The sequence below is a fragment of the Pseudonocardia sp. C8 genome, from assembly GCF_014267175.1.
In the GTDB taxonomy this organism is placed as follows: Bacteria; Actinomycetota; Actinomycetes; order Mycobacteriales; family Pseudonocardiaceae; genus Pseudonocardia.
Genome location: NZ_JACMTR010000002.1, coordinates 3,071,139 through 3,097,183 on the forward strand (window position 1 = coordinate 3,071,139; position 26,045 = coordinate 3,097,183).

Genomic DNA, 26,045 nt, shown 5'->3' on the forward strand with positions numbered 1-26,045 from the left:
CCCCGGCCAGGGCACCGTTGTAAGGAGAGTGACGCCACGTGACGATGTCGCCGTCGCGCGCGGGCGGGCCGGGGCTCGCCCCGGTCCCGGCCGGGCGCCCGGTCCGGTACCCGGACCGGCTGCACCGGTTCTTCGAGGCCACCGTGGCCCGGACCCCGCACGCGGTCGCGGTGCAGGACGGCGCGCTGGAGCTGACCTACGCCGAGCTGGACGCGCGCGCCGCCCAGCTGGCCCGGTACCTGCAGGCCCACGGGGCCGGGCCGGGACGGCGGATCGGCATCCTGCTGCACCGCAGCTGGCGGACCTACGCGGTCCTGCTCGCGGTGCTGAAGACCGGGGCCGCGTTCGTCCCGATCGACCCGGCCGCGCCACCGGACCGGGTCGGCTACATCCGGGACGACGCCGGCCTGGACCTGCTGGTCACGACGTCCGACCTGGCGGCGGACCTGCCACCCGGCGGCCTGGTCCAGCTCGACCTCTGCGTGGACGAGGTGTCCCGGCTGCCCCGGCACCCCCTGGAACCGGTGCCGCCGCACGCCGACCCGCTGGCCTACATCATCTACACCTCCGGGTCGAGCGGCCGGCCCAAGGGCGTCGCCGTCGCGCACCCCAGCATCTGCAACTTCGTGCACGTGATCACCCAGGTGTACGACGTCCGGCCGCACGACCGCGTCTACCAGGGGATGACGATCTCGTTCGACTTCTCGATCGAGGAGATCTGGCCGACGTTCGCCGCCGGGGCGACGCTCGTCGTCGGGCCGACCGACTCCCGGCGGATCGGCGCCGAGCTGGGCGACTTCCTCGCCGGCACCGGGGTCACCGTGCTGTGCTGCGTGCCGACCCTGCTGGCGACCATCCCGCGCGAGCTGCCCGCGCTGCGCACCCTGCTCGTGGGCGGCGAGGCCTGCCCGGCCGGGCTGGTCGAGCGCTGGGCGCGGCCCGGCCGCCGGATGCTCAACACCTACGGCCCCACCGAGGCCACCGTGACCGCGACCTGGGGTGAGCTCGTCCCGGGGCGCCCGGTGACGATCGGCCGGCCGGTCCCGACCTACTCGGTGGTGATCCTCGACGACGCGCTGCGCGAGGTCCCCCGTGGCGAGGTCGGCGAGATCTGCATCGGCGGGCCGGGCGTCGCGCTCGGCTACGTCAACCTGCCGGAGAAGACCGCGGACCGGTTCGTCCGGCACCCGGCCGCTCCGCCGAACGGGGACGGCCGGCTCTACCGCACCGGTGATCTCGGCCGGATCGACGAGCACGGCGAGATCGTCTACCTGGGCCGCGCCGACGACGAGGTCAAGATCCGTGGCCACCGGGTCGACCTGGGCGAGATCGAGTCCGTCGCCCTGGAGCGCGCCGACGTCGAGAGCGCGGTCGCGGCCCTGTCGAAGTCGGACGACGGTGCCGGCGAGGAGCTCGCCGTCTACGTGGTGCCCGCCGGCACAGCAGGCCCGGTCGACCGGTCCGGCCTGCACGAGCTGCTGCGGACCCGGCTGCCCGAGTACATGGTCCCCGGCTACGTCGAGGTCCTCGACCGGCTGCCGATGATGCCCAGCGGCAAGGTCGACCGCCCGAAGCTGCCCGCCCCGTCCGGCCCCCGGATCGTCGTGGCCGGCGGACCCGTGGTGGGACCGGCCACAGGGCTGGAGACGCGGGTGCGGGACGTGCTCGCCGAGGCGCTGGCCCTCGAACCCGGGCAGGTGTCGGTCGAGGCCGACTTCTTCACCGAGCTGGGCGGTCACTCGCTGCTCGCCGCCCGCGTCGTGACGCTGCTGCGGGAGCGCGGTGTGGGGCGCACCCCGGCGGTGCGGGACCTCTACGAGCACGCCACGGTGCGCGGCCTGGCCGGGGCACTGGACCCGGCGGCCGGCGGGAGCTCCGACGCGGTGCCGCCGCCCCCGCGGCCGGCGCCGCTGCGGCACTCCCGCCGCCGCTACAGCCTGGCCGGGTCGGCGCAGGCGGCGGCGCTGTTCGTGCTGATGCTGACCATGACGTTGCCGGCGGCCGCGGTCTACGCCTGGCACGACGGCCGGGTCGCCCCGGACGTGCTGGCCCAGCTCGCCGTCGGCGCCACCGCGATCTTCCTGCTGCTGCGCTGGGTGCTCGCGCCGCTCGCGGTGCGCGCGCTCGGCGCGGAGGTGCGGCCCGGCCGGTACCGGATGTGGGGCCGGGTGCACCTGCGGTTGTGGGCGGCGGACCTGCTGCTGTCGCTGTCCCCGCTGCCGGTGCTGTCCGGCAGCCCGCTCGCGCCGGGTTACCTGCGGCTGCTCGGCGCGCGGGTCGGCCGCGACGTGCATCTCGGCACGTCGGTGCTGTCCCTGCCGCGGATGCTGCAGGTCGGCGACGGCGCCACGATCGGCTACGGCGCCGCGCTGCGGCCGTGGACGGCCGCCGATGGCTGGGTGACGGTCGCCCCGGTCGCGGTCGGCGCCGGTGCCCACGTCGGGGCCAGCGCCGTCGTCGAGCCGGGCGCGGTGATCGGCGCCGACGCCGTCGTCGGGGAGCAGTCGGCGGTCGCCGCCGAGCAGGTGATCCCCCGCGGCGACCAGTGGGCGGGCTCGCCCTGCGTGCCGGACAGCGCCGACCCGGCGGTGGGCGAGCTGACCGAGCGCGGCCCCGCGCCGTCGTGGACCCGGGCCCAGCTGGCGGCCGCGGCCGGCGGGGTCGCCGCCTGCGAGCTGGTCGCGCTGGCGTCGCTGGTGCCGGCGGTGCTGCTGGTGTGGACGTCGCTGCTGGTCTTCGGGGACGGCCCGGCGCTCGCGGTCGCGGTCGCGGCCGGACCGGTGTTCGTGCTGACGGTCTGCGTGCTCGTCGCGGCCGGCCGGTGGGCGGTGGCTCCCCGGACCGGGCCCGGCGTGTTCCCGGCCCGCTCCGCGCTCGGGCTGCGGAAGTGGTTCGGCGACAAGCTCCTCGAGATGAGCCTGGCCTACACCAACTCGCTGTACTCGACCCTGTACACGGTCGGCTGGCTGCGGCTGCTCGGCGCCCGGGTCGGGCGCGGCGCCGAGGTCTCCACCGCCTCGCACATCGACCCGGAGATGCTCACGATCTCCCCCGGCAGCTTCGTCGCGGACATGGCGAGCGTGGGCAGCGCGACCTTCCACAACGGCTGGATGGTGCGGCGCCCCACCCTGGTCGGGCGGCGGGCGTTCGTCGGGAACGCCGCGGTCGTCCCGGCCGGGTCGACGCTCGGCGCCGAGTCGCTGATCGGCGTGGCGACCGTGCCCCCGGCGTCGGGGGTGCCGGACGACACCACGTGGCTCGGTTCGCCGGCGATGAACCTGCCGGTGCGCCAGGACTCCGGGGAGCAGCCGGAGAGCCTGACGTTCCGGCCGTCCCGGCTCCGGGTCGCGGAGCGCCTGGGCATCGAGTTCCTGCGGGCGACCCTGCCCGCCTCGGTGATCTCGGTGTCGCTCTACCTGTTCCTGCAGGCGCTCTCCGACGTCGCCCGGATCTCCCCGGCGTGGGCCGTGGTCCTCGCCGCGCCGGCGCTGGCGTTCGGCACCGCGCTGCTCCTGGTCGTGCTCGTCGCCGCCGTGAAATGGCTGGTCGTCGGCACCTACCGGCCGCGGGTCGAGCCGCTCTGGAGCCGGTTCGTGCGCCGCTCGGAGTTCGTCACCGGGCTGTACGAGGCCGCCGCGGTGCCGGGGCTGCTGATGATGCTGTCCGGGACGCCGATGCTCCCGCCGATGCTGCGGCTGATGGGCGCCCGGGTCGGGCACCGCACCTGCGTGTCCACCACCTACCTGACCGAGTTCGACCTGGTCGAGATCGGCGACGACGCCGTCGTCGGCCGGGACGTGTCGCTGCAGACCCACCTGTTCGAGGACCGGGTCATGAAGATGGCGACGGTCCGCATCGAGCGTGGCGCGAGCGTCGGCGACCGGGCGATCGTGCTCTACGACGCCGCCGTCGGACCCGGGGCGCGGCTCGAACCGCTGTCGCTGGTGATGAAGGGCGAGCACCTTCCCGCCGGCAGCCGGTGGCGGGGCATCACCGCACAGCCGGTGGTGGACGCGCCGGCCCCGGCCGGATCGGAGGACCTCACCCAGCGGCTCGACGCGATCGACCCGGAACGGACGCAGGTCCTGACCCCGGTCGGCCCGGGCGCGGACCCGGGCCGCACGGTGCGGCTCCGCTCGGTGCAGGCGACCCGCTCGTCGCCCCGGCTCCCGGCGCCGTCCGGGGCGGGCCGGCACCGGATCCCCGGCCCGCGCGGCTTCGGCCGGGCCCGGTTCGGGCGCGGTCTGGTGCGGACGCCCGCAGGTCCGCCCGCCCGGCCGGCCGCGAACCGGGGGGACGAGCGGTGAGGCTTCCGGCCCTGCTCGGCCGGTTCCGGGCCGCACCGGCGCGCGGCGACGGCCCGCTCGCGCTGGTCCACCGCGGCCCGGCGACCGTGCCCGGGTGCCCGGAAGCGGTGGCGGCGCTGCTGGCGTCGTCGCGGCACGGGTTCGACGTCCGGTTCGTCGGTCCGCGCGAGCGGCTGCGGCCGACCCCGGCGGTCCTGTCCGCGGCCACGCTGTACGCCCAGCCGGGCGGCGGCACCCTCGAGGACGCGTGGCCGCACGTCCGGCGGCACCGCGGGCCGATCCGCGACCTGGTCGCCGCCGGCGGCCGCTACCTGGGCTTCTGCCTCGGCGGCTACCTCGCCGGTGCCACGCCCGGGTTCGGCCTGCTGCCCGGCGACACCGACCGCTGGATCGACACCCGCGGCGCCACCGTCACCCACGACGGCGACGCCCTGGTCCGCGTCGACTGGTGCGGGGCCGAGCGCACGCTCTACTTCCAGGACGGCCCCCGGTTCCTGCTCGACCCCGGCGCCGCCGGCACCGTCCTGGCCCGTTACCCCGACCACGAGGTCGCCGCCGCCGTGACGCCGTTCGGCGCCGGCCGGGTCGGCGTGGTCGGCCCGCACCCCGAGGCCGGCGCGGACTGGTTCGCCGACGCCGGTCTCCCCCGGGCCGACGCCCGCGACCTCGGCCTCCGACTGATCGACGAGGTGATGGCGTGAACCCACCGCTCCCCGCCCCCCGCCGGCCCCGGCTGCTCGGCGTCGACGCCGCCCGCGGTCTCGGGCTGTTCGGGATCATCGCCGTGCACGCGCTCCTCGAGACCACCGACGACGGCGTGCCCACCGCCGCCTACCTGGTCTTCGGCGGCCGCTCCGCGGCGTTGTTCGCGGTGCTCGCCGGGGTGTCGCTGGCGTTCCTGACCGGCCGTGCCCGGGTGCGGCCCGGCCCCGAGCTGGCCTCGGCTGCGGCGATGCTCGCGACGCGTGCCGGGATGCTGCTGCTCCTGGCCCTGGCGCTGAGCTGGACCGACCCGTCGATCGCCACGCTGATCCTGCCGTACTACGCCGTCGCGTTCGTCCTCGCGATCCCGCTGGTCGCGCTGCCGAACCGGCTGCTCGCGCCGCTGGCCGTGCTGCTCGGCCTCGGCGTCCCGGTGCTGTCGCACCTGGTGCGGCCGTTCCTGCCGGCCCCGGCGCTGGGCAACCCGGGACCGGTGGACCTGCTCACCGACCCGCTCGGGCTGCTGTCCGAGCTGACGGTCACGGGTGCCTACCCGGCGGTGGTGTGGCTGGCCTACCTGGCCGTCGGGATCGGCGTCGGGCGGCTGCGGCTGACCTCGGCACGCACCGCGGCGACCCTGCTCGGCGGCGGCGTCGCGGCCGCGCTGGCCGCGACCGGGATGTCGATGTGGCTGCTCGGACCCGCCGGCGGGTACGCGGCGATCGCGGCGGCGAGCCCGCCCGGCCTGCTGGAATCCGCACCGACGATCGCCGACGTCGTCGCCGGCACCCCGAACGGGGTCACGCCGGCCACCACCTGGTGGTGGCTGGCAACGGTCGCGCCGCACTCCGGGACGCCGTTCGACATCGTGCAGACCACCGGGTCCGCGCTCGCCGTGCTCGGCGCGATGCTGCTGCTCGCCGGGGTCGGTGCGCCGCGCGCCGCGCGGGCGCTGCGCGTCGTGCTGTGGCCGCTGGCCGCGGCGGGGTCGATGACCCTCACCTTCTACGTGGCCTCGATCCTGTTCATGAACTCCCCGTTCGACACGTTCGGGCCGGTGGAGGGCTACCTCTGGCAGGTCGGGTTCGCGCTGGCGGCCGGTGTCGCCTGGCGCCGCGCGGTCGGCCGGGGCCCGCTCGAGACCCTGGTCTCGGCGCCGGCGCACGCGGTCCGGGACCGGATGCGGAGCCGCCACCACCGCCGGCGACACGGGCCGGGTGGCCCCCGCGGACCGGTCGTCCCGGCGCCTCGCAGCCCCGGCGCCGAGCCGGGCTCGGTCCGCAGCCGCTCACGCTGAGTGACGTCGGTCCGCGGCACGGTGGCCGCGCCGGGCACGGAGATCCGGTGGCGCAGACCGCACGCTCCGTGGCGCTGAGCCGACGACCCGGTTGGTCCGTACGGGGACGACTTGGCCGCTCATTGGCGCGAATGCCGCGCCGAACGACACGTTGAGTGATCATACTACGCCATAGGTACGCTGGTCGCGTGACCCGAGTGGACGCCCGGACCGATCACAGGTGTGACGCGCGGGTGGATCCGAGCCCCGGTCCCGCCCGGCGTCCCGTCGCCGCCGGCTCGTGGCCGTCACCGGACCGTGCGGGCGACGGAACGTGACGGTTCCGAGGTGAGCCGTCCCGTCCCGCTCCCGCACCGTCCCGGCCCCGGGCACCCGCCTCCCGGTCCCGCCCGGCCCGGGCCCGGCCCGGATCCCGAGACCGCGCGCATCCCGGTCCTCGCACGGGACCGCCGGCCGTACACCGCGTCGGATGCCGGCCCGCCGGGCCCGCCGGTCGCCGGCGCGCCGCCGGTTGCCGGGCCGCCGCCGGTTGCCGACGAGCGCGTCGCACAGGATCGCCGGGCACCGCACAGGTTCGCCGCGCGCCGCACAAGCCCGGACCTGTGCGACGAGCCCCCAACCTGTGCGGCGCCGGGGCGATCCGGCGCGGAGCCGCCGAGCCCACCCGCATCGCCGGCCCGGCTGCACGGCGTGGACGCCACCCGCGGCCTGGCGCTGTTCGGGATCATCGCCGTGCACGCGCTCGTCATGGCCACCGACGACGGCACCGTCACGCTGACCTACCTGGTCCTCGGCGGTCGCTCCGCGGCGCTGTTCGCGGTGCTCGCCGGCGTGTCGTTCGCGTTCATGACCGGTCGCGCCCGGGTCCGGCCGGGCCCCGGCCTCGCCACGACGGCGGCGATGCTCGCCACCCGCGCCGGTGTCCTGCTGCTGCTGAGCCTGGCGCTGAGCTGGACCGACCCGTCGATCGCGACGCTGATCCTGCCGTACTACGCGGTCGCGTTCCTGCTCGCGATCCCGCTCGTCGCGCTGCCCACCGGGGTGCTGGCCCCGCTGGCCGTCGCGCTGTGCGTGGGCGTGCCGGTCCTCTCGCACCTGGTGCGGCCGTTCCTGCCGGCACCGGACCTGGCGCATCCCTCGCTCGCCGACCTCGTCACCGATCCGCTGGGCGTGCTGTCCGGGCTGGGGCTGACCGGTGCCTATCCGGCGGTGGTGTGGGTGGCCTACCTGGCCGTCGGGCTCACCGTGGGACGGCTGCGGCTGTCGTCACGGCGCACCGCGGCGGCACTGCTGGCCGGCGGGGCGGCCGCCGCGCTCGCCGCGACCGGGGTGTCGATGTGGCTGCTCGGCCCCGGTGGGGGTTACGCGGCGATCGCCGCGGCGGGCCCGCCGGAGGTGCTCCGCACCGCGCCGACGGTCCCCGACGCGGTCACCGCCTACCCCAGCGGCGTCGCCCCGACCACGACGTGGTGGTGGCTGGCGACCGTCGCGCCGCACTCGGCCACCCCGCTCGACGTCGTCCAGACCACCGGGTCGGCGCTGGCCGTGCTCGGGGCGGTGCTGCTGCTCGCCGGGATCACCGCCCGCGGCGCATCGACGGTGCTCGGGCACCTCCTGCGCCCGCTCGCGGCGGCCGGGTCGATGACGCTGACCCTCTACGTCGGCTCGATCCTGTTCATGAACTCCCCGCTGGACGACTTCGGCCCGCTCGAGGGCTACCTGTGGCAGGTGGGCGCCGCCCTCGTGATCGGGGTGGCCTGGCGCCGAGCCGTCGGCCGCGGACCGCTGGAGTCGCTGGTCTCCGCTCCCGCCCACGCGGTCCGGGACCGGCTCCGGCACGGCCACCATCGGGGTGGCGGCACCGGCGCCCGGTGAGTCGTCCGCTCGGCGGCGGGATCCGGTGGCTAGCCTGGGAAACCATGATCGGCCTGGCCTGGCGGTACCGGGCGCCCGCTGCCGTGGTGGTCGTCCTGGCGGTCCTGGGGGGCTGCGCGGCCGGTGTCCCGCAGGAGGACCGGGCGGAGCCGTGGCCGCAGCGCCCGGTGGTCGACGCGAGCGTCGACATGGCGCCGGACCTCTCGTCGGCGACCGGCCGGCAGACCGTGCGGTTCACCCCGGACGCCCCCGTCTGCGAGCTCGTCTTCCGGCTCTGGACCAACCGGCCCACCGTCGTCTCCGGCGGCGGGTCCGCGGAGGTCACCGGGGCGGCGGTCGACGGCGCCCCCGTCGTCCCGCGCAGCCGGCAGGCGGGCGCACCCGACGGTGCCCCCGGGACGCTGGTCGAGCTGCCGCTGCGGGCGTGCGTCGACGCCGGCACCCCGGTCACCGCCGAGCTGGCCTTCCGGATCACCCTCGGTGACGACTCCACGGAGCGGATCGGGCGCTCCCCCGCCGCCGGGACCGCGTGGCTCGGCACCCCGCTCCCGGTGCTGGCGTGGGTCCGCGGCCGCGGCTGGGTCCGCGAACCGGCCGTGCGGATGCCCGGCGAGACGGTCGCCGCCGAGGACTACCGCTTGAGCTCGCTCGCCGTGACCACGGCCGGCGACCAGCAGGTCGTCGGGGTCGGCACCGCCACCGGGACGCACGCCCCGGCGCCCGGGCGGCTCACCCGCACCTTCACCGCCGACGCCGTCCGCGACGTGGCGTTCGCCGTCGGCGCCTACCGGATCGCCGAGAGCACCGTCGGCTCGACCCGGGTGCACGTCGCGGTCCCGGTGCGCGGTCGCGCCGGCGCCCGGAACCCCGAGGAGGAGCTGCGCGGGTCGGCACGGGACTGGGAACGTGCGGTCGCCGAGTACCTGCCGAGGCTGGAGGCCCTGCTCGGGCCCTACCCCTATCCCGACCTGTGGCTGACCGTCGTCCCCACGCTGAGCGACGGCGTCGAGTTCCCCACCCACCTGCAGTTCGGAGACGTCCGCGACGGCTCACGCGGGCCGCTCGCGGCGCACGAGCTCGCGCACATGTGGTTCTACGCGCTGGTGGGCAACGACCAGGCCCGCGATCCGTGGCTGGACGAGTCGTTCGCGACGTGGGCGCAGGCGGTCACCGCCGGGCAGGGCGACTCCTACCGCCTCGACGAACACTCCGTGGCCGAGGACGGCGCCATCGGCGACCCGATGGCGGTCTGGGACCGCCGGGGCGGGTTCGGCGGCTACGTCGACGGGGTCTACGACCAGGGGGCCGCCGTCCTGCTGGAGGGACGCCGGCGGGACGGCGTGGAGCGGTTCGACGCCGCGATGCGCGCGTACGTGGCCGCGCACGCGCACCGGGTGGCGGCGCCGTCCGACGTCGAGCGGGCCTTCGCCGACCTGCCCGGAACCGTCGACCTGCTGCGGGCCCACGGCGCGTTCGCCCGGGACTGAGAAGGGCACCGAGCGACCCGGGTGTCGGTTCCCACGCCGCCCCGTCCCCCATCGATCTTCTACTTGCGGTAGAACTACTACTGGACGTAGAACTTCGCGGAGGGCGGTGCCGGAATGGACGCGCTGGACCTGGCACGCTGGCAGTTCGGGATCACGACGATCTACCACTTCCTGTTCGTGCCGCTGACCATCGGCCTGTCGGTGATCGTGGCGTCGCTGCAGACCGCGTGGTTCCGCACCGGCCGGGACGAGTACCTGCGGGCCACGACGTTCTTCGGCAAGCTCTTCCTGATCAACTTCGCGATGGGCGTCGTCACCGGGATCGTCCAGGAGTTCCAGTTCGGGATGAACTGGAGCGCCTACTCCACCTTCGTCGGTGACGTCTTCGGGGCGCCGCTGGCGATGGAGGCGCTCGTCGCGTTCTTCCTCGAGTCCACCTTCATCGGCCTGTGGATCTTCGGCTGGGACCGGCTGCGCCGCGGCGTCCACCTGGCCTGCATCTGGGCCGCGGCCCTCGGCTCGAACCTGTCGGCGTACTTCATCCTCGCGGCGAACGCCTGGATGCGGAACCCGGTCGGCTACGAGGTCGACCCGGCCACCGGCCGGGCCCGGCTCACCGACATCGGCGCCGTCCTGACCAACCCGCAGGCCTGGTCGACCTACCTGCACGTCGTCACGGCCGCGTTCGTCATCGCCGGCCTGTTCGTGGCCGCGGTGAGCGCCTGGAAGCTGATGCCGCGCACCCGGGCACCGCACGCCGGCGAGCGGGAGCTGTTCCGGAAGAGCCTGCGCGCCGGGTTCCTGGTCACGGCGGTCGCCGGCGTGCTGCTCGTCGCCTCCGGTGACCACCAGGCGAAGCTCGCCGCCACCTACGAGCCGATGAAGCTCGCCTCGGCCGAGGCGCTCTGGCAGACCGAGGAGTCCGCCGGGTTCTCGCTGTTCGCGGTCGGCGACATCCACGGCAGCCGCAACCACATCAACATCCAGATCCCGGGGGTGCTCAGCTTCCTCGCCACCGGCGACCCGTGGGGGCCGGTGCAGGGCATCGAGAACGTCCAGGCCCAGTACGAGGCCCTGTACGGCCCCGGGGACTACCGGCCGAACATCGCCGTCCTGTACTGGTCGTTCCGCCTGATGATGGGGCTCGGGCTGGCCGGGGTGGCGATCGCCGTCGCCGGGCTGTGGCTGACCCGCCGCGGGCGCGTGCCGGACCGCCCGTGGATGTACCGGATCGTCGTCGCGGCCCTGCCCGCCGCCCTGGCCGGCAACATCTGCGGCTGGGTGCTCACCGAGATGGGCCGCCAGCCCTGGACGGTGCGCGGCGAGCTGCTCACCGCGGCCAGCGTCTCGCCCGGCGTGAGCCTCGGCCAGGTGGCGTTCTCGCTCGCCGCGTTCACCGCGCTCTACGGCGTGCTCGCGATCGTCGAGGCCGGGCTGCTGTTCCGGTACGTGCAGGCCGGCCCGAGCGCGCCGCGGCCGGACGAACCCGCGTCCGACGACCGCCCCGACCCGGCCTTCAGCTACTAGGAGCCCGTCATGGACCTGCCCACGATCTGGTTCGTCGCGGTCGCCGTCCTCTGGACCGGCTACCTCGTGCTGGAGGGGTTCGACTTCGGCATCGGCATGCTCCTGCGGGTGCTCGGCCGGTCCGAGGAGGACCGCGAGGTCACGCTCGGGGCCATCGGCCCGGTGTGGGACGGCAACGAGGTCTGGCTCATCACCGCCGTCGGTGCCATGTTCGCCGCCTTCCCCGCCTGGTACGCGGCCACCTTCTCCGGCTTCTACCTGCCGGTGCTGCTCGTGCTGCTGGCGCTGATCGTCCGCGGTGTCGGCCTGGAGTACCGGCACAAGCGCGACGACCCGGCGTGGAAGCTCCGGTGGGACGTCGCCATCGGGGTCGGCTCGCTGGTGCCCGCGTTCGTGTGGGGCACGGTGCTGGCCGGCCTCGTCCGCGGCCTGCCGACGCGGGTGACGGCCCCCGGCCACGGCGGCGGCACGGTCGTCACCGCCTCGCTCGGCGACCTGTTCGGCGGCTACGCGCTGCTCGGCGGCCTGACCACCACGGCCCTGTTCCTGCTGCACGGCGCGGTGTTCCTGGCGTTGAAGACCGACGGCCCGGTCCGGTACCGGGCGCGCCGGTTCGCGGTGCGGGCGGCGCTCCCGGTGCTGCTGGTGACGGCCGCGTTCCTGACCGCCACGCTGGCCCTGCGCGATCCGTCCTGGACCACCCCGGTGGCCTGGGCGTCCGGGCTGGCGCTGGTGATCGCCGGGTTCGCCCTGCTCCTCGGCCGCGAGGGCTGGGCGTTCACCGCCACCGCCACGGCGGTCGGCGGGCTGTCGGTCGTCCTGTTCGGGCAGCTCTTCCCCGAGCTGCTCGTCTCGACGACCGACCCGGCGCACACGCTGACGGTGACGAACGCGGCGTCCGCGCCGTACACGCTCACCGTGATGTCCTGGGTCGCGGGGGTGTTCCTCCCGCTGGTCCTGGTGTACCAGGCCTGGAGCTACTGGGTCTTCCGCAAGCGGCTCGGCGGCGAGCGCGTCGAGCCGGCCGCGGCGGCCGACGCCCCGGCGGACCCGGCACCGCGATGATCCCCGCCTCACCCCCGTCGGACTCATGGAGCTTTGGTCCTGTGCGACGGGACCAAAGCTCCATGAGTCCCACGACCGGGGGGCCGCCGGTCGACCCGCGGCTGTTCCGGGCCGCGAGCGCGGTGCGGACCCAGCTGCTGGTCGCGGCGGCCTGCGGCGTCGCGGCGACCGGGCTGATCCTGGCCCAGGCCTGGCTGGTGTCCCGGGTGGTCGCCGGCGTCACCTCGACCACTGCGGCCGCGCTGCTGCCGCTGGTCGCCGGGGTGGCCGCGGTGGCGCTCGCCCGGGCGCTGCTGTCCTACGGCGCCGAGTGGGCGGCGCTGCGCAGTGCCGCCCGTGCCAAGTCCCAGCTGCGGATGCGGCTGGTCCGCCGGCTGGCCGCCGCACCACCGGACCCGGCCCGCTCCACCGGCGAGCTCGTCACCCTCGCGACCCGCGGCCTCGACGCCCTCGACGACTACTTCGCCCGCTACCTGCCCCAGCTGGTGCTCGCGGTGCTGGTCCCGGTCGCGGTGCTGGTCGTCGTCGCCGACGCCGACTGGATCTCCGCCGTCGTCGTCGGGGTCACGCTGCCGCTGATCCCGCTGTTCATGGCACTGGTCGGGATGCACACCCGGGCCCGCACCGAGTGGCAGTGGCACCTGCTGTCCCGGCTGGGCGGGCACTTCCTCGACGTCGTGCAGGGCCTGCCGACGCTCGCCCTGTTCCGCCGGGCGACCGTGGTGGCCGAGAAGGTCCGCGACACCACCGACGAGCACCGCCACGCCACGATGGGGACGCTGCGGGTGGCGTTCCTCTCGGCGTTCGTGCTCGAGCTGCTCGCCACCCTGGCGGTCGCCCTGGTCGCCGTCGAGGTCGGGCTGCGGCTGCTCTACGGCGGCCTGGACTACCCGACGGCGCTGTTCGTGCTGATCCTGGCCCCGGAGGCGTACCTGCCGCTGCGCGAGGTCGGTGCCCGGTTCCACGCGAGCATGGAGGGCGTCGCCGCCGCCCGGCAGGTGTTCACCGAGCTGGACCGGCCGGTCGGCGGCGCGGCCGGGGGCACGACGCCGCCGCCGGTCCCCGACCCGGCCGGCCGCGCCCTGCTGGTGGACGGGCTGCGGGTCCGCCATCCCGGCGCGTCCGGCGAGGCGCTGTCCGGGTTGTCGCTGGCCGTGCGGCCCGGCGAGTCGGTGCTGCTGCGCGGGCCGTCCGGGTCCGGCAAGTCGACGTTGCTGGGCGTGCTCCTCGGCGTCGTCGCCCCCACCGGCGGGACGGTCCGCATCCCCGACCGGGACGGCGAACCGGCGGACCTCGCCGAGCTCGACCTCGACGCGTGGCGGCGCGGCATCGCCTGGGTCCCCCAGCAGCCGCACCTGTTCGCCGGGTCGGTCGCCGACAACGTCCGGCTCGGTGACCCGGACGCCTCCGACGCCGCCGTGCACGCCGCGGCCCGGCGGTCCGGGCTGGACGCCGTCGTCGCGCGGCTGCCGCGCGGCTGGGACACCCCGCTCGGTGAGGGCGGGGCCCGGCTGTCGTCCGGTGAACGGCAGCGGGTGGCCCTGGCCAGGGCGTTCCTGCGGGACGCCCCGCTGGTGCTGCTCGACGAGCCCACCGCGCACCTCGACCCGGACTCGGCGGCAGCGGTCCGCGCCGCGGCCGCGGACCTGCTGCGCGGGCGGACCGCGCTCGTCGTCGCGCACGACGCCGGGTGGGCCGAGCACACCGACCGCACCGTGCACGTCGTGGACGGCGTGGTGCCCGCCGACCCCGCCACCCGCGAGGAGGCGTTCCGATGAGACCGGCCGGACCCTGGTCGCTCGCCCGCACCGTGCTGCGCCGGCGGGCCCGCGGGATCGCGGCCGGCGCCCTGCTCGGGGCGCTGGCCACCGCCTGCGGGGCCGGGCTGCTGTCGCTGGCCGCGTGGCTGCTGGCCACGGCCGCCGAGCACCCGCCGGTGACGGCGCTGTCGGTCGCGGTCGTCCTCACCCGGGCGCTGGGCGTGGGCCGCGGCGTCGCCCGTTACGCCGAACGCCTGGTCGGGCACGACGCCGCGCTGCGCGCGCTCGCGGACCTCCGCAACCGGGTGTACGCCCGGCTGGCCGCCACCGAGCCCGTCCGCCGGTTCCGGTCGGGCGACCTGGTGTCCCGGCTGGTCAGCGACACCGACTCGGTCCAGGACCTGGTCGTGCGGGGTGTGCTCCCGATGGTCGCCGCCGCGCTGGTGGGCTCCGGTGCGGTGCTGCTGGCGACCGTGCTGCTGGTGCCCGGCGGCGCGCTGCTCGCGGCCGGGCTGCTGCTCGCCGGGCTCGCCGTCCCGGCGCTCGCCGCGGCCCTGTCCCACCGCCCGGCCGCCCGCGCCGCCCGGGCCAGGGCGCGGCTGTCGACCGGGCTGGTCGACCTCCTCGACGGGGCGCCCGACCTGCTGGCCTACGGCGCCACCGGCCGGGCGGTGCGTGCCGTGGAGCGCGCCGACGACGCGCTGACCCGCACCGCGCGCCGGGACGCCGCGCTGCTCGGGCTGGGCGCCGGGTCGGGGGCGCTGCTCGCCGGCCTCACCCTCGCCGGGACGCTGCTGCTCGGCGTCGCCGCGGTCGACGCCGGCACCCTGGACGCGGTCCCGATGGCCGTGCTGGTGCTCACCGCGCTGGCCGCCTTCGAGATCGTCGCGCCGCTGCCGGCCGCCGCCGCGAAGCTCGCCGGCGTCCGCGCCGGGCTGGCCCGCCTGGTGCCGGTGCTGACGGCGGCGCCGTCGGTAGCGCACCGCGACCCCGGCCCCGGTCCGCTGCCCGCCCGGGGCGACCTGCGGATCCGCGGCCTGACCGCGGCCTACCCCGAGCCGGACGGCGGCCCGGGCCGGACGGTGCTCGCCGGCCTCGACCTCGACGTCGCCGAGGGCGAGCACGTCGCCGTGGTCGGCGCGAGCGGCTCGGGCAAGTCGACGCTGGCCGCGGTGCTGTTCCGGTTCCTCGACCCGGTCGCCGGGTCGGTCACGCTCGGCGGCCGGGAGCTGGCCACCCGACCGCCGGACGAGGTGCGGCGGGTCGTGTCCGGGGTCCCGGCCGACCCGCACGTGTTCGACTCGACCGTCCGGGAGAACCTGCGCCTCGCGGCGCCGGACGCCACGGACGCCGACCTGTCGGCGGTGCTGCGCCGGGTCGGGCTGGCCGGGCTCGGTCTCGACGCCGAGGTCGGCGCGCACGGTGCCCGGCTCTCCGGCGGGATGCGCCGCCGGCTGGCGGTGGCCCGCGCCCTGCTGGTCGACCCGGCCGTCCTCGTCCTCGACGAGCCGACCGCGCACCTCGACGCGGACACCCGTGACACCGTGCTGGACGACCTGCTGGCCGCCGCCGCGGGCCGCTCGGTCGTGCTCATCACCCACGACCCGGCCGTCCTCGACCGGGTCGACGCCGTCCACACGCTGCGGGACGGGCGCCTCCACCGCCGAGCCGGGGCGGGTCACCGCGCCGGCACGGGACCGTCCTACGCTGCTCCGAACGCCTGAGGCACGCCGGCCGCGCCGCTCTCAGGTGGATCACAGGAGCTCGCTGCCACGCTGGGCCCCGGCCGTCCGCGACCCGTCGTCGCGGTGGCCGCCGACCGTGTCAGCGACCGTGCCAGAACGTGAGGTCCCCACCCGTGCGAGCGTCACGCCGTCCCTCCCCGAGGACGTCCCCGCGGCGGCTGTTGCCGTCCCCGGCGTCCCGCCCGGTCCCGCGCCGGGTGTCCGCGCTGGCCGTGCTGCTGGCCGGCCTGCTGGCCGTGGTGTCGTGCACCTCGGGCGGGACGGGTGAGGCGCCGCCGTCGGCGCTGGAGGCCTCGGCCCGCGCCGTCGACCTGGAGTCCGGCTGGACCTGGGAGCAGCAGCCCGGCCCGATGGAGCTGGGTGTCACCCACACCCAGAACAGCCTGGACGACACCGAGCCGGCCGCGGCCCGGCAGCGCGGCTCGGAGATCCTGTCCAGCCTGGGCCAGGAGTACCAGAACCACCACCTCATGGGCTTCGGGACGCTCAATCCGGAGCCGTCGCCGGGCCAGTTCGACTGGGGCTCGCTGGACCGCCGGATGCAGCTCACCGAGGAGACCGGCGGCAAGGCCATGCTCACGCTGTGCTGCGGCCCGGACTGGATGAAGGGCGGCCCGCCCGGCGTCACGGACTGGGAGAAGCTGGAACGCCAGATCAAGCCGGAGTTCTTCGACGACTACGCGAACCTCGCCCGGGAGGCCGTGCAGCGCTACCCGCAGGTCGACCGGGTCCTCGTGTGGAACGAGCTCAAGGGCTTCTACCACCAGGACGAGAACCGCTGGGACTACGAGGGCTACACCGACCTGTACAACCAGGTCTACCGGGCGGTGAAGTCGGTCCGGCCGGACATCCAGGTCGGCGGCCCGTACGTGGTCATGAGCAGCGTCCCGCCGGACTCGCCGGACGCCTCGGAGATCCGCGGGCCGTGGGGCGCGCTGGACCGGCGCCCGCTCGACGTCCTCGAGTACTGGCTGGCCCACAACGTCGGCGCGGACTTCATCACCGTCGACGGCTCCACCACCAACCGCGGCCAGCAGGACGCGATCTCCCCGGTCGACGTGGGTGCGCAGAAGTTCGCGGTGATCGACCAGTGGATCCGGGAGCGGACCCCGCTGCCGATCTGGTGGGCGGAGTTCTACGCGAACGTCCCGGCCGATGCCCAGGCCGGCTACGACTCGCCGGCCAGCGCCGTCTCCACGCTGGCCGTCATCGGGGCGATGGCCCGCTCCGGCTCGCAGGGAGCGCTGCTGTGGGGCCCGGAGGGCAGCGACTCGCTGGAGTACTCGTCGCTGTGGAGCCCGGCCACCGAGGAGGACGGCGGCCGGCCGACCCCGCTCACCGACGCGTGGCGCTGGCTGGTGCCGAGGCTGCGGGAGGGCACGGTGGAGATCGGCCGGGCGCAGGGCTCGACGCTCGGCGCGTTCCGGGCCGAGGACGGCTCGATGCTGATGGTGAACCTCAGCGAGGACCCGGTGCCGGTCCCCGGCCAGCAGCCGATCCCCGGCTGGGCCGTCATCCCGGTCGACAGCTCCGGCTGACGCGGGGCGGGCCGGCCCGGGACCACCGGGGCCGGCCCACCCGGCGGGCACCGCAGGAGCGGGGCCGCTGTCAGGTCTTCGGGCCGCCGGCCACGTAGATGACCTGTCCGCTGACGAACGACGACCGCTCGTCGACGAAGAACGACACCATCTGCGCGATGTCCTCGGGTGCACCCGCGCGCTGCACCGGGATCTCCTTGGCCCGCATCGTCTTGAACTCCTCCCAGTCGACGCCGAGCCGCTCCGCGGTCGCCTTGGTCATCTCGGAGGCGATGAAGCCGGGGGCGATGCAGTTCGCGGTGATGCCGAACTTGCCCAGCTCGATGGCCAGGGTCTTGGTGAAGCCCTGCAGCCCGGCCTTGGCCGCGGAGTAGTTCGCCTGGCCGCGGTTGCCCAGCGCCGAGGTGGACGACAGGTTGACCACCCGGCCCCAGTGGGCGTCGACCATGTGCTTCTGCACGGCACGGGTCATCAGGAACGACCCGCGCAGGTGCACGCCCATGACCGCGTCCCAGTCGTCCTCGGTCATCTTGAAGAGCAGGTTGTCCTTGGTGATGCCGGCGTTGTTGACCAGGATCGTCGGGGCGCCGAGCGACTCGGTCACCGCGCCGACCGCGGCCTCGACCGCCGCGGCGTCGGCGACGTCCGCGCCGAACGCCCGCGCCGTGCCACCGGCGCCCTCGATGGCCTCCACGGTCGGCTTCGCCGCCGACTCCTCCAGGTCCAGCACGGCCACCTTGTGCCCGTCGGCCGCCAGCCGGATCGCGGTGGCCGCGCCGATCCCGCGTGCTCCCCCGGTGACGATGGCGGTCCTCTGCTGCTGGGTCATGTCTCTCCTCGCGTCCTCGGTCATCGCCGGTGAAACCGGTGCGGCACCACCGCCGGTGACGAGGGGTCGTCCCAGCACGGCGGCGCCGCCGTGATCGATCGTGTCACCCCGCACCCGCCGATGGGCAGGCATCTGTGCGTGATTGGTCACCCCGGAAGGGTGAGCCCGTCCACTACCGTCGAAGCATCCGTTCCCGACCAGGAAGGTGCTTCTATGGCCGTCGAGCGTTCCGAACCGCCCTACCGGCTCGCCCTGCCCCAACCCACCGAGTCCGTCGAGCAGGACATGGAGTACTGCGTCCTGGACACCGGCGACGGCTGGACGGAGTACCGGTTCCACGACTACGCCGAGCTCTACAAGGTCCCGGGCCTGTACGAGCGGCTGTTCTACGACATCCTGCAGTGCCAGTCCCCGCCGGTCGTGTGCGACCTGCTCGCCGAGCAGCTGGCCGCGGAACGGATCGACCCGGCCGGCATCCGGGTGCTCGACGTCGGCGCCGGCAACGGCATCGTCGGCGAGGAGCTGCGCGCCCGCGGGATCGGCAAGGTCGTCGGCGTCGACATCATCCCGGAGGCCCGGGACGCCGCCGAGCGGGACCGTCCCGGCATCTACGCCGACTACCATGTGATCGACCTCACCGCCCTGGACGGGGACCGGGCCTCGGCCATCGCCTCCGGCGGCTTCGACGCGCTGACCTGCGTCGCCGCGCTCGGCTTCGGGGACATCCCGCCGGAGGCGTTCCGGGCCGCGCTGGACATGGTCGCGGTGGACGGCTTCGTGGCCATCACCCTGCGTGACGATTTCCTGTCCGACGACGACACCAGCGGTTTCGCCGGCCTGATCCGGTCGCTGCTGGAGACCGGGGAGCTCGAGCAGCTGGGCTCCACCGTCTACCGACACCGGCTCGCGACCTCCCGCGACCCGCTGCTGTACCGGGCCGTCGTGGCCCGCAAGCGCCGCCCGCGCTAGGACCGGAGCGCCCGCGTCGGCTGCACCGGCGCCGCCGACGCGGGCGCCTGCGCTTGTTGCGGTGAGGCAAGGCTGGGCTAAGGTCCGGTCGTGCTGAGAAAGCTCCTCCCGCTGCTGGTCCTGACCGGCCTGCTCGCCGCCTGCTCCTCCCCCGCACCGGACACCGGCCCGGCCGGCACCGGGGAGGGCCCCTATCCGGTCCGCATCGACCACGCCTTCGGGAGCACCGAGATCCCGCGACGCCCGCAGCGCGTCGTCGCGCTGGGCGTCACCGACGTCGACCCGGTCGTGGCGCTCGGCGTCACCCCGGTCGCCGCCGGGTCATACCCCTTCTACGCGCAGACCCACGGCCTCGGCCCGTGGGCCCGCGGCCTCGTGCAGGGCCCGCCCCCGCAGGTCCTGACCGGCGACCCGAAGCCGGAGCAGATCGCGGCGCTCGACCCGGACGTGATCATCGCGGTCAGCGCGGGGATCGACCAGGCGATGTACGACCAGCTCTCGGCGATCGCGCCGGTCGTGGCCCGGCCGGCCGGGACGATCCCCTACGGCGTGCCGCGCAGCGACCAGATGCGCTCCGTCGCGACCGCCCTCGGCGAGCCCCAGCGGGGCGAGGAGCTGGTCCGGAAGGCCGACGCCGCCTTCGCCGACGCGGTCGCGGCGCACCCGGAGTTCCGCGGGAAGACCGGGGCGACCGTGCTGCCGTTCGACGGCAAGTACGGCGCCTACACCCCCGCCGACTCCCGCGGGCAGTTCATGGCCGGCCTCGGCTTCGTCCAGCCGCCGGAGATCGCCCGGCGCGACACCGGCGAGCGGTTCTACGTCGAGGTGGCCGCCGAGCAGGCCGGCCTGCTCGACGGCGACGCCCTGGTCATGCTGGCCGACGAGGGCGCGCGGAGGTCCCAGATCGACACCGACCCGGTGCTGCGGCAGGTCCCGGTCGTCGCGGAGGGCCGGATGATCGTGCCGGACACCGACACCCGCGGCGCGATGACCTACAACAGCGTGCTCTCCGCGCCGTACGCCCTGGAGCGCCTGGTCCCGCAGCTCGCGGCGGCCGTGCGCCGCTGACGGCCTAGGGTCACCGGGTATGAGCGTGATGGAGCGATTCCGACTGGACGGCAAGGTCGCCGTCGTCACCGGGGCCTCGGCCGGGCTGGGCGTGGCGTTCGCCACGGCACTGGCCGAGGCGGGGGCCGACGTGGTGCTCGGTGCCCGCCGCACCGACCGGCTCGCCGACACGGTCGCGCTGGTCGAGGCGGCCGGGCGGCGGGCCGTCGCCGTCGCCACCGACGTGGCCCTGCCCGAGGACTGCCGCGCGCTCGCCCATGCGGCGCTCGGCGAGTTCGGCCGGATCGACGTGCTGGTGAACAACGCGGGGATCGGCACCGCCGTCCCGGCGCTGAAGGAGACCCCCGAGGAGTTCACCCGGGTCATCGACGTCAACCTCAACGGCAGCTACTGGATGGCCCAGGCCTGTGCGACGCACATGGAGCCGGGCTCGAGCATCGTCAACATCTCCAGCGTGCTGGGGCTGACGACGGCGTCGCTGCCGCAGGCGGCCTACTCGGCCTCCAAGGCCGGGATCATCGGGCTCACCCGGGACCTCGCCCAGCAGTGGGCCACCCGCAAGGGGATCCGGGTCAACGCGATCGCGCCCGGATTCTTCGCCTCGGAGATGACCGACCAGTACCAGCCCGGCTACCTCGACCGGATGATCGAGCGGGTCCCGATGGCGCGCAAGGGTGACCCGGAGGAGCTGGCCGCCACGGTCGTCTTCCTCGCGTCACCGGCCGGCGGGTACGTGACCGGGCAGACCTTCGCGGTCGACGGCGGGCTGACGATCACCTGACCGGTCGGGTTCCGGCGCGCCGGAACGGCCGGTCCGTCCTACGCTGCGCTCCGTGCCCGACATCACGACGCTGATCCTCGACGACCACGCGTGGTTCCGGAGACGGTTCGCGGAGCTCGACGAGCTCCAGGCCCGCCCGGACGCCGACCCGCGCGAGCTGAGCCGGGTGTGGCGGCCGCTCGCGGACCGGCTCGACGTGCACGCGATCGCCGAGGAGAAGATCTTCTACCCGCAGCTGCTGAAGCAGGGCGAGAACCCCCAGGACGAGACCCTCGACGCGATCGGCGACCACAACGAGATCCGGGACGGGGTGGCCGAGGCCGAGCGCAACCCCGTCGGGTCCCAGGGCTGGTGGGACGGCGTGTGGTCCGCCCGGCGCGCCAACGACGAGCACATGGCCGAGGAGGAGAACGAGGGCCTCGCCGACTTCCGCCAGCACGCGCCCTCCGGCCTGCGCGAGTCGCTCGGCCGCCAGTTCCAGGAGTTCATGGACACCCATCCCACCCCCGAGGGCCTCGACAACACCGACAAGGACCCGGAGGTCTACGTGCGGACGATCGAGGCCCGGATCGACCCCGCCTCCGCCTCGACGACCGGGCTCGGCATCGGCGACCTGAAGGGACACGACCAGTGACCGTGCACGACCACCTGCTCCGCGCCCAGGCTCCGATCCCGGCCGCAGCCTGGGCGGCGATCGACGACGAGGCCCGCGAGCGGCTCACCCCGCTGCTGGCCGGTCGCCGGCTCACCGACTGGGGCGGCGCGGCCGGCTGGTCGGCTTCGTCGGTGTCGCTGGGCCGGGCGACCCGGCTCGGCGGCCCGCCGCCCGGGGTCGACGCGGCCGGCGCCACGGCCCGGTTGCGCCGGGTCCAGCCGCTGGCCGAGTTCCGGGTGCCGTTCACGGTGTCCCGCGACGAGATCGACGACATCGAGCGCGGCGCCCAGGACCCCGAGCTCGACGACCTCGACCGCGCCGCCCGGCAGGCCGCCTCGATCGAGAACCGGGCGCTGTTCCACGGCTGGCCGGACGCGCAGATCACCGGCATCGCCGAGGCGTCGCCGTACGAGGCACTGTCCCTCGGTGACGACACCGACCGCTACCCGGGCGTCGTCGCGCGGGCGGTGGACGTGCTGCGCCGGGCCGGCATCGAGGGCCCGTTCGCGCTGGCCGTCGCCCCGGAGGGCTTCACCCGGATCGCCGAGACCGCCGAGCACGGCGGCTACCCGCTGTTCGACCACCTGACCCGCATCCTCGGCGGCCGGATCCTGCGGGCACCCGGCCTGGACGGCGCGCTGGTGGTGTCCCAGCGCGGCGGCGACTTCGTGCTCGACGTCGGCCAGGACCTCGCGATCGGCTACTCCTCGCACGACGCGGACACGGTGCACCTCTACCTGGAGGAGTCGTTCACGTTCCGGGTCACCGAGGCGGACGCCGCGGTGGTCGTGCGCTGACGCGCCCGTGAGTGGTTATCGGGGCCAGAGCCCTGATAACCACTCACGAGCGCGCGAGCGCCGTGCGCATGTCCAGCCGCTGCAGGACGCGGTCGGCGGCGTGCGGGTCGACCCCCGGCTCCCGGCGCGCGGCGAGGACCTCGACGCGGGCGGCCGCGAGCGCCGACGCGTGGGCCTCGGCGACCTGCCCACGCACCGTCCGGAGGGCGGCGATCCGCTGTCGTTCCTCCTCCGAGGGCGTCTCCCCGGACAGCACCGACTCCAGGCGGGCGAGCCGCTCGCGCATTGCCGTGCCGACCTCCTCGGGCAGGTCCCGGACCGACCGCTCGAACTCCAGGGTCGCGAGGGCGGCCCGCCGGGCCCGCAGCACGATCTCCCGCTCGGCCCGCGCCTCGGCGCCGGCCTCGTCGTCGACGCCGAGGGCGCGGACCAGCGCCGGCAGCGTGAACCCGGGCACGAGCAGCGTCACGACCAGCACGGACACCGCGATGAGCACGATCTCGGCACGGTGCGGGAACGGGGTCCCGGCCGACGTCGTCGCCGGCAGGGACAGCGCCAGCGCCAGGGTCGCGAGGCCGCGCATGCCGCACCAGGACAGCAGCAGCACCTCGGGCCCGGTCCGCGGTGCGGCAGTGCGGTCGGCGGAGCGCCGCACCACCCGCCAGGCGACGGTCATCCACACGACGCGCACCGCGACGACGACCGAACACACGATCCCGGCGTGCCCGAGCATGCGCGGCAGATCGTCCCCCGCGGCGGTGACGACCTGCCGCAGGTCGAGCCCGATCAACCCGAACGCCAGCCCGGTGACCAGCAGCTCGACCACGTTCCACAGCGAGGTCTGGGTGAGTCGCTCGACGGACTCGTCGGCGTCCGTGCCGGCCCGCAGCTGCAGCGCGAGCACGACGACCGCGACGACCCCGGACGCGTGGACCTCCTCGGCGGCGAGGTAGGTGGCGAACGGCAGCACCAGGGTCAGCGCGCTGCGCCCGGTCGTGTCGGTGACCCGGCCGAGCACGGTGCGGGCCAGCCAGGCCACCGCCAGGCCGATGAGCACGGCTCCAGCGGCCCCCGCGACGAACCGGACGCCGAGCCCGAGCGGGCTGAGCTCGTCGCCGGAGACGGTCGCGAGCACCGCCGCCTGGAAGATCACCAGAGCGGTGGCGTCGTTGAACAGTCCCTCGCTCTGCAGCACCGACACCAGCCGCCGCGGGACCGGCACCTGGCCTGCGACGGCCTCGACGGCCACCGGGTCCGGTGGCGCGACCATCGCCCCGAGCGCGACCGCCGCGGTCACCGCGATGCCCGGGATCAGCAGCCAGACCGCCCCGGCGACGACGGCGGTGGTGGCCAGCACCAGCCCGATCGCGAGCAGGGCGATCGTGCGCCACCGAGCACGGAACAGGGCCCACGACGTCCGCTGCGCGGTCGCGAACAGCAGCGGCGGCAGGAACAGTGGCAGGATGAGCTCGGGCTCGAGGGTGAACGCGTCCGGCAGGCCGGGCAGCAGCGCGACCCCGGCGCCGAACACGACCATCAGGGCCGGCCACGGCAGGCGCAGCCGCTCCCCCACGCCGACCAGCACGACGGCGGCCAGCATCAGGCCGACGACCACCAGCAGCATCCCCACCCGCACCACCCACCCGGCTCGTCGTCCCCGGCACGGGACGGCGGGGCATGCCAGGATCGGGCCGTACCCCGCAAGCCCCGACGAGGAGGTCGTCCACAGTGTCCCGCAATCCGTACGACGAGCTGCCCCCGGTCCCGTCGTTCACCGTGTCCAGCGAGGACGTCACCGACGGCGCAGCGCTCGCCACGCCGCAGCTGTCCGGCATCTTCGGCGCCGGCGGCGAGGACCGCTCCCCGCAGCTGTCCTGGTCCGGCGCGCCGGAGGACACCCAGTCCTATGTGGTCACCTGCTACGACCCGGACGCCCCGACCGTGTCCGGGTTCTGGCACTGGGCGGTGTTCAACCTCCCGGCATCGGTGACGTCGCTGCCCGCCGGGGCCGGTGACGAGACCGGTTCCGGGCTGCCCGAGGGCGCCGTGCAGCTGCCGAACGACGCCGGCCTGGCCCGCTACCTGGGCGCCGCCCCGCCGCCCGGGCACGGCCCGCACCGGTACTACTTCGTGGTGCACGCCGTCGACGTGCCGTCGCTGGACATCCCGGCCACGTCGACGCCGGCGTTCCTGGCGTTCAACCTGTTCGGGCACACCCTCGGGCGCGCGATGCTCGTCGGGACGCACGCGAACCTGAGCTGACCGCCCGCGCCGTGGACGCCGACGCCGTCGCCGAACGGCTCTACCGGATCCCGCCCGACGAGTTCGTCGCCGCGCGGGACGAGGCGGTCGCCGAGGCCCGCGCGGCCGGGGACCGGGATGCCGCCAAGGCGATCGGCGCGTGCAAGCGGCCGACCCGCGCCGCCTGGCTGACGAACCTGCTCGTCGGGGCGGCGCCCGACGAGGTCGAGGGGTTCCTGTCGCTGGCCGGGCCGCTCGCGGACGCCCAGCGCTCGCTCGACGGCCCGGCCCTGCGGCAGGTGTCGGCGCAGCGGAACAAGCTGGTCGGGGCGCTGTCCCGGCGAGCGGCGCAGCTGGGCCGGGAGGCCGGGCAGCGGGTCGACTCCGGCCTGGAACGCGAGGTCCGCGGCGTCCTGGAGTCGGCGCTGGCCGACGACGAGCTGGCCGAGCAGGTGCGGTCCGGCCGGCTGGTGCGGTTCGAGCGGCACAGCGGCTTCGGGACGTTCGGCGCCGGCGAGACCGGCACCGGTACCCGTCCGCGGGGAGCCCGGCGCCCGGGCACCCCGGCACCGGCCGGGTCCACCGGTGCGGACGACGAGCCCACCGGCGCGGCACCGGACGACGAGCCCGCGGACGGCCGCCGCGGGGCGGCCGGCGAGCTCGACGGGAAGCGCCGCGAGGCGGACCGGCGAGCACGGGACCAGCGGGCCGCCGAGCGGCGCGAGCGGGAGCGTGCTGCCGCCGAGCAGCGTGAACGCGAGCGCCGGGAGCGCGAGCTCGCCGCGGCCGAGGACCGGCTGGAACGGGCCCGGCTCGCAGCCCACGACGCGGCCCGGGAGCGCGACGACACCCGGGAACGCGCGGACGCCGCGGCCGAACGCCGCGACGACGCGCACCGCCGGGTCGAGGAGCTGCGCGCGGAGCTCGACCGGGCCCGCTCCGAGGCGACCGACGCGGACCGTGCGCTGCGGTCCGCGGAACGCGAGGCGGGCGACGCCGCCCGGCGCGCCCGCCAGGCCGACGCCGAGGTCACCCGCGCCGAGCGGGCCCTCGAGGACGCCCGGGACACCTGACCCCGCTCATCTCCGCCACGCAGCCCGGCCTGCTCCGGCGGGCTCGACGCGCCGCGCCCTGCAGACGCTCACCGAACCCGGCGACGCTCACCCGATCACGCGAGCACCTCCGGGTTGCGTGAGCGCCTGCAGGGAAGGGGTGTGTGACGCGGCCGAGTCCGGGCGAGCCCGTGGTTCGGGCCCCACCCCTCCCCGCCGAGATGCACGCCCAGCGTTCGACGAAGATCGACAATTCGCGCTCGGCTGCACCTCGGCGATTGTCCCGAGCAGCCGCGGGCCGGAGAGTCGTTCGCTCGGAGCAACGACCGTGGCCGGTCTCACCGCGACGC

Annotated in this window: 19 protein-coding genes; 17 read left to right on the plus strand and 2 right to left on the minus strand. The window is 75.6% G+C overall.

Annotated elements, in window-relative coordinates:
- Positions 1-44: 44 nt before the first annotated feature.
- The 10 genes from H7X46_RS14840 (at position 45) to H7X46_RS14885 (ending at position 17,303) form a co-directional block, all read left to right on the plus strand.
- Positions 45-4,307 (plus strand): Pls/PosA family non-ribosomal peptide synthetase, encoded by a 4,263-nt coding sequence (locus H7X46_RS14840; RefSeq protein ID WP_222131988.1) that lies wholly within the window; start codon positions 45-47, stop codon positions 4,305-4,307.
- The gene (locus H7X46_RS14845; RefSeq protein WP_370588780.1) at positions 4,304-5,008 is read left to right on the plus strand and encodes a hypothetical protein; all 705 of its coding nucleotides are present in this window, start codon (positions 4,304-4,306) and stop codon (positions 5,006-5,008) included. Before H7X46_RS14840 ends, H7X46_RS14845 begins: the two co-directional genes overlap by 4 nt.
- The gene (locus H7X46_RS14850) at positions 5,005-6,306 is read left to right on the plus strand and encodes a heparan-alpha-glucosaminide N-acetyltransferase domain-containing protein (protein WP_186359962.1); all 1,302 of its coding nucleotides are present in this window, start codon (positions 5,005-5,007) and stop codon (positions 6,304-6,306) included. Before H7X46_RS14845 ends, H7X46_RS14850 begins: the two co-directional genes overlap by 4 nt.
- A gap of 690 nt (positions 6,307-6,996) precedes the next feature.
- Entirely contained in the window at positions 6,997-8,181 is a 1,185-nt protein-coding gene (locus H7X46_RS14855) for a heparan-alpha-glucosaminide N-acetyltransferase domain-containing protein (protein WP_186359963.1), read from the plus strand.
- A gap of 44 nt (positions 8,182-8,225) precedes the next feature.
- Entirely contained in the window at positions 8,226-9,668 is a 1,443-nt protein-coding gene (locus H7X46_RS14860; protein ID WP_186359964.1) for a M1 family aminopeptidase, read from the plus strand.
- 114 nt (positions 9,669-9,782) lie between these two features.
- Positions 9,783-11,195 carry a cytochrome ubiquinol oxidase subunit I gene (locus H7X46_RS14865; RefSeq protein ID WP_186359965.1) on the plus strand — a complete coding sequence of 471 codons (1,413 nt, stop codon included), beginning with the start codon at positions 9,783-9,785 and terminating at the stop codon, positions 11,193-11,195.
- A 9-nt stretch (positions 11,196-11,204) separates the two neighbouring features.
- Positions 11,205-12,260, plus strand: a complete 1,056-nt coding sequence (gene cydB / locus H7X46_RS14870; RefSeq protein ID WP_186359966.1) for a cytochrome d ubiquinol oxidase subunit II — start codon at positions 11,205-11,207, stop codon at positions 12,258-12,260.
- 62 nt (positions 12,261-12,322) lie between these two features.
- The gene (gene cydD / locus H7X46_RS14875) at positions 12,323-14,038 is read left to right on the plus strand and encodes a thiol reductant ABC exporter subunit CydD (RefSeq protein ID WP_186359967.1); all 1,716 of its coding nucleotides are present in this window, start codon (positions 12,323-12,325) and stop codon (positions 14,036-14,038) included.
- A complete protein-coding gene (gene cydC, locus H7X46_RS14880; protein WP_186359968.1) occupies positions 14,035-15,744 on the plus strand; it encodes a thiol reductant ABC exporter subunit CydC in 1,710 nt (569 codons plus the stop codon). The genes cydD and cydC overlap by 4 nt, the downstream gene beginning before the upstream one ends.
- Before the next feature lie 134 nt (positions 15,745-15,878).
- On the plus strand, positions 15,879-17,303 hold the full coding sequence (locus H7X46_RS14885; RefSeq protein ID WP_186359969.1) for a hypothetical protein: 1,425 nt from the start codon (positions 15,879-15,881) through the stop codon (positions 17,301-17,303).
- Between the two features lie 70 nt (positions 17,304-17,373).
- Here H7X46_RS14885 and fabG read toward each other — a convergent pair whose 3' ends face one another.
- Complete coding sequence (gene fabG, locus H7X46_RS14890) at positions 17,374-18,132, minus strand: 3-oxoacyl-ACP reductase FabG (RefSeq protein ID WP_186359970.1); 759 nt, start codon at positions 18,130-18,132, stop codon at positions 17,374-17,376.
- Positions 18,133-18,345: 213 nt separating this feature from the next.
- Between fabG and H7X46_RS14895 the strand changes: the two genes are divergently transcribed.
- The 5 genes from H7X46_RS14895 to H7X46_RS14915 all read left to right on the plus strand — a co-directional run bounded on the left by H7X46_RS14895 (position 18,346) and on the right by H7X46_RS14915 (position 22,402).
- Positions 18,346-19,101 carry a class I SAM-dependent methyltransferase gene (locus H7X46_RS14895; protein WP_186359971.1) on the plus strand — a complete coding sequence of 252 codons (756 nt, stop codon included), beginning with the start codon at positions 18,346-18,348 and terminating at the stop codon, positions 19,099-19,101.
- A 90-nt stretch (positions 19,102-19,191) separates the two neighbouring features.
- Entirely contained in the window at positions 19,192-20,169 is a 978-nt protein-coding gene (locus tag H7X46_RS14900; RefSeq protein ID WP_186359972.1) for an ABC transporter substrate-binding protein, read from the plus strand.
- A gap of 19 nt (positions 20,170-20,188) precedes the next feature.
- Entirely contained in the window at positions 20,189-20,950 is a 762-nt protein-coding gene (locus tag H7X46_RS14905; RefSeq protein WP_186359973.1) for an SDR family NAD(P)-dependent oxidoreductase, read from the plus strand.
- Positions 20,951-21,002: 52 nt separating this feature from the next.
- Entirely contained in the window at positions 21,003-21,584 is a 582-nt protein-coding gene (locus tag H7X46_RS14910) for a hemerythrin domain-containing protein (protein WP_186359974.1), read from the plus strand.
- The gene (locus H7X46_RS14915) at positions 21,581-22,402 is read left to right on the plus strand and encodes a family 1 encapsulin nanocompartment shell protein (RefSeq protein ID WP_370588781.1); all 822 of its coding nucleotides are present in this window, start codon (positions 21,581-21,583) and stop codon (positions 22,400-22,402) included. The genes H7X46_RS14910 and H7X46_RS14915 overlap by 4 nt, the downstream gene beginning before the upstream one ends.
- Before the next feature lie 43 nt (positions 22,403-22,445).
- Here H7X46_RS14915 and H7X46_RS14920 read toward each other — a convergent pair whose 3' ends face one another.
- On the minus strand, positions 22,446-24,026 hold the full coding sequence (locus H7X46_RS14920) for a Na+/H+ antiporter (protein WP_222131992.1): 1,581 nt from the start codon (positions 24,024-24,026) through the stop codon (positions 22,446-22,448).
- Positions 24,027-24,079: 53 nt separating this feature from the next.
- Here H7X46_RS14920 and H7X46_RS14925 point away from each other — a divergent pair, with 53 nt between their 5' ends.
- Both H7X46_RS14925 and H7X46_RS14930 read left to right on the plus strand, forming a co-directional pair.
- Positions 24,080-24,664, plus strand: a complete 585-nt coding sequence (locus tag H7X46_RS14925; RefSeq protein ID WP_186359976.1) for a YbhB/YbcL family Raf kinase inhibitor-like protein — start codon at positions 24,080-24,082, stop codon at positions 24,662-24,664.
- Positions 24,665-24,675: 11 nt separating this feature from the next.
- Complete coding sequence (locus H7X46_RS14930; protein WP_186359977.1) at positions 24,676-25,716, plus strand: hypothetical protein; 1,041 nt, start codon at positions 24,676-24,678, stop codon at positions 25,714-25,716.
- Positions 25,717-26,045 lie beyond the last annotated feature (329 nt).

What these genes read in the sequence shown, in the direction of transcription:
- cydC (WP_186359968.1), top strand. Translation starts at nt 14,035, where the DNA reads ATGAGACCGGCCGGACCCTGGTCGCTCGCCCGCACCGTGCTGCGCCGG.
- H7X46_RS14860 (WP_186359964.1), top strand. Translation starts at nt 8,226, where the DNA reads ATGATCGGCCTGGCCTGGCGGTACCGGGCGCCCGCTGCCGTGGTGGTC.
- H7X46_RS14865 (WP_186359965.1), top strand. Translation starts at nt 9,783, where the DNA reads ATGGACGCGCTGGACCTGGCACGCTGGCAGTTCGGGATCACGACGATC.
- H7X46_RS14920 (WP_222131992.1), bottom strand. Translation starts at nt 24,026, where the DNA reads ATGCTGCTGGTGGTCGTCGGCCTGATGCTGGCCGCCGTCGTGCTGGTC.
- H7X46_RS14925 (WP_186359976.1), top strand. Translation starts at nt 24,080, where the DNA reads ATGCCAGGATCGGGCCGTACCCCGCAAGCCCCGACGAGGAGGTCGTCC.
- cydB (WP_186359966.1), top strand. Translation starts at nt 11,205, where the DNA reads ATGGACCTGCCCACGATCTGGTTCGTCGCGGTCGCCGTCCTCTGGACC.
- H7X46_RS14905 (WP_186359973.1), top strand. Translation starts at nt 20,189, where the DNA reads ATGAGCGTGATGGAGCGATTCCGACTGGACGGCAAGGTCGCCGTCGTC.
- cydD (WP_186359967.1), top strand. Translation starts at nt 12,323, where the DNA reads ATGAGTCCCACGACCGGGGGGCCGCCGGTCGACCCGCGGCTGTTCCGG.
- fabG (WP_186359970.1), bottom strand. Translation starts at nt 18,132, where the DNA reads ATGACCCAGCAGCAGAGGACCGCCATCGTCACCGGGGGAGCACGCGGG.
- H7X46_RS14840 (WP_222131988.1), top strand. Translation starts at nt 45, where the DNA reads ATGTCGCCGTCGCGCGCGGGCGGGCCGGGGCTCGCCCCGGTCCCGGCC.
- H7X46_RS14895 (WP_186359971.1), top strand. Translation starts at nt 18,346, where the DNA reads ATGGCCGTCGAGCGTTCCGAACCGCCCTACCGGCTCGCCCTGCCCCAA.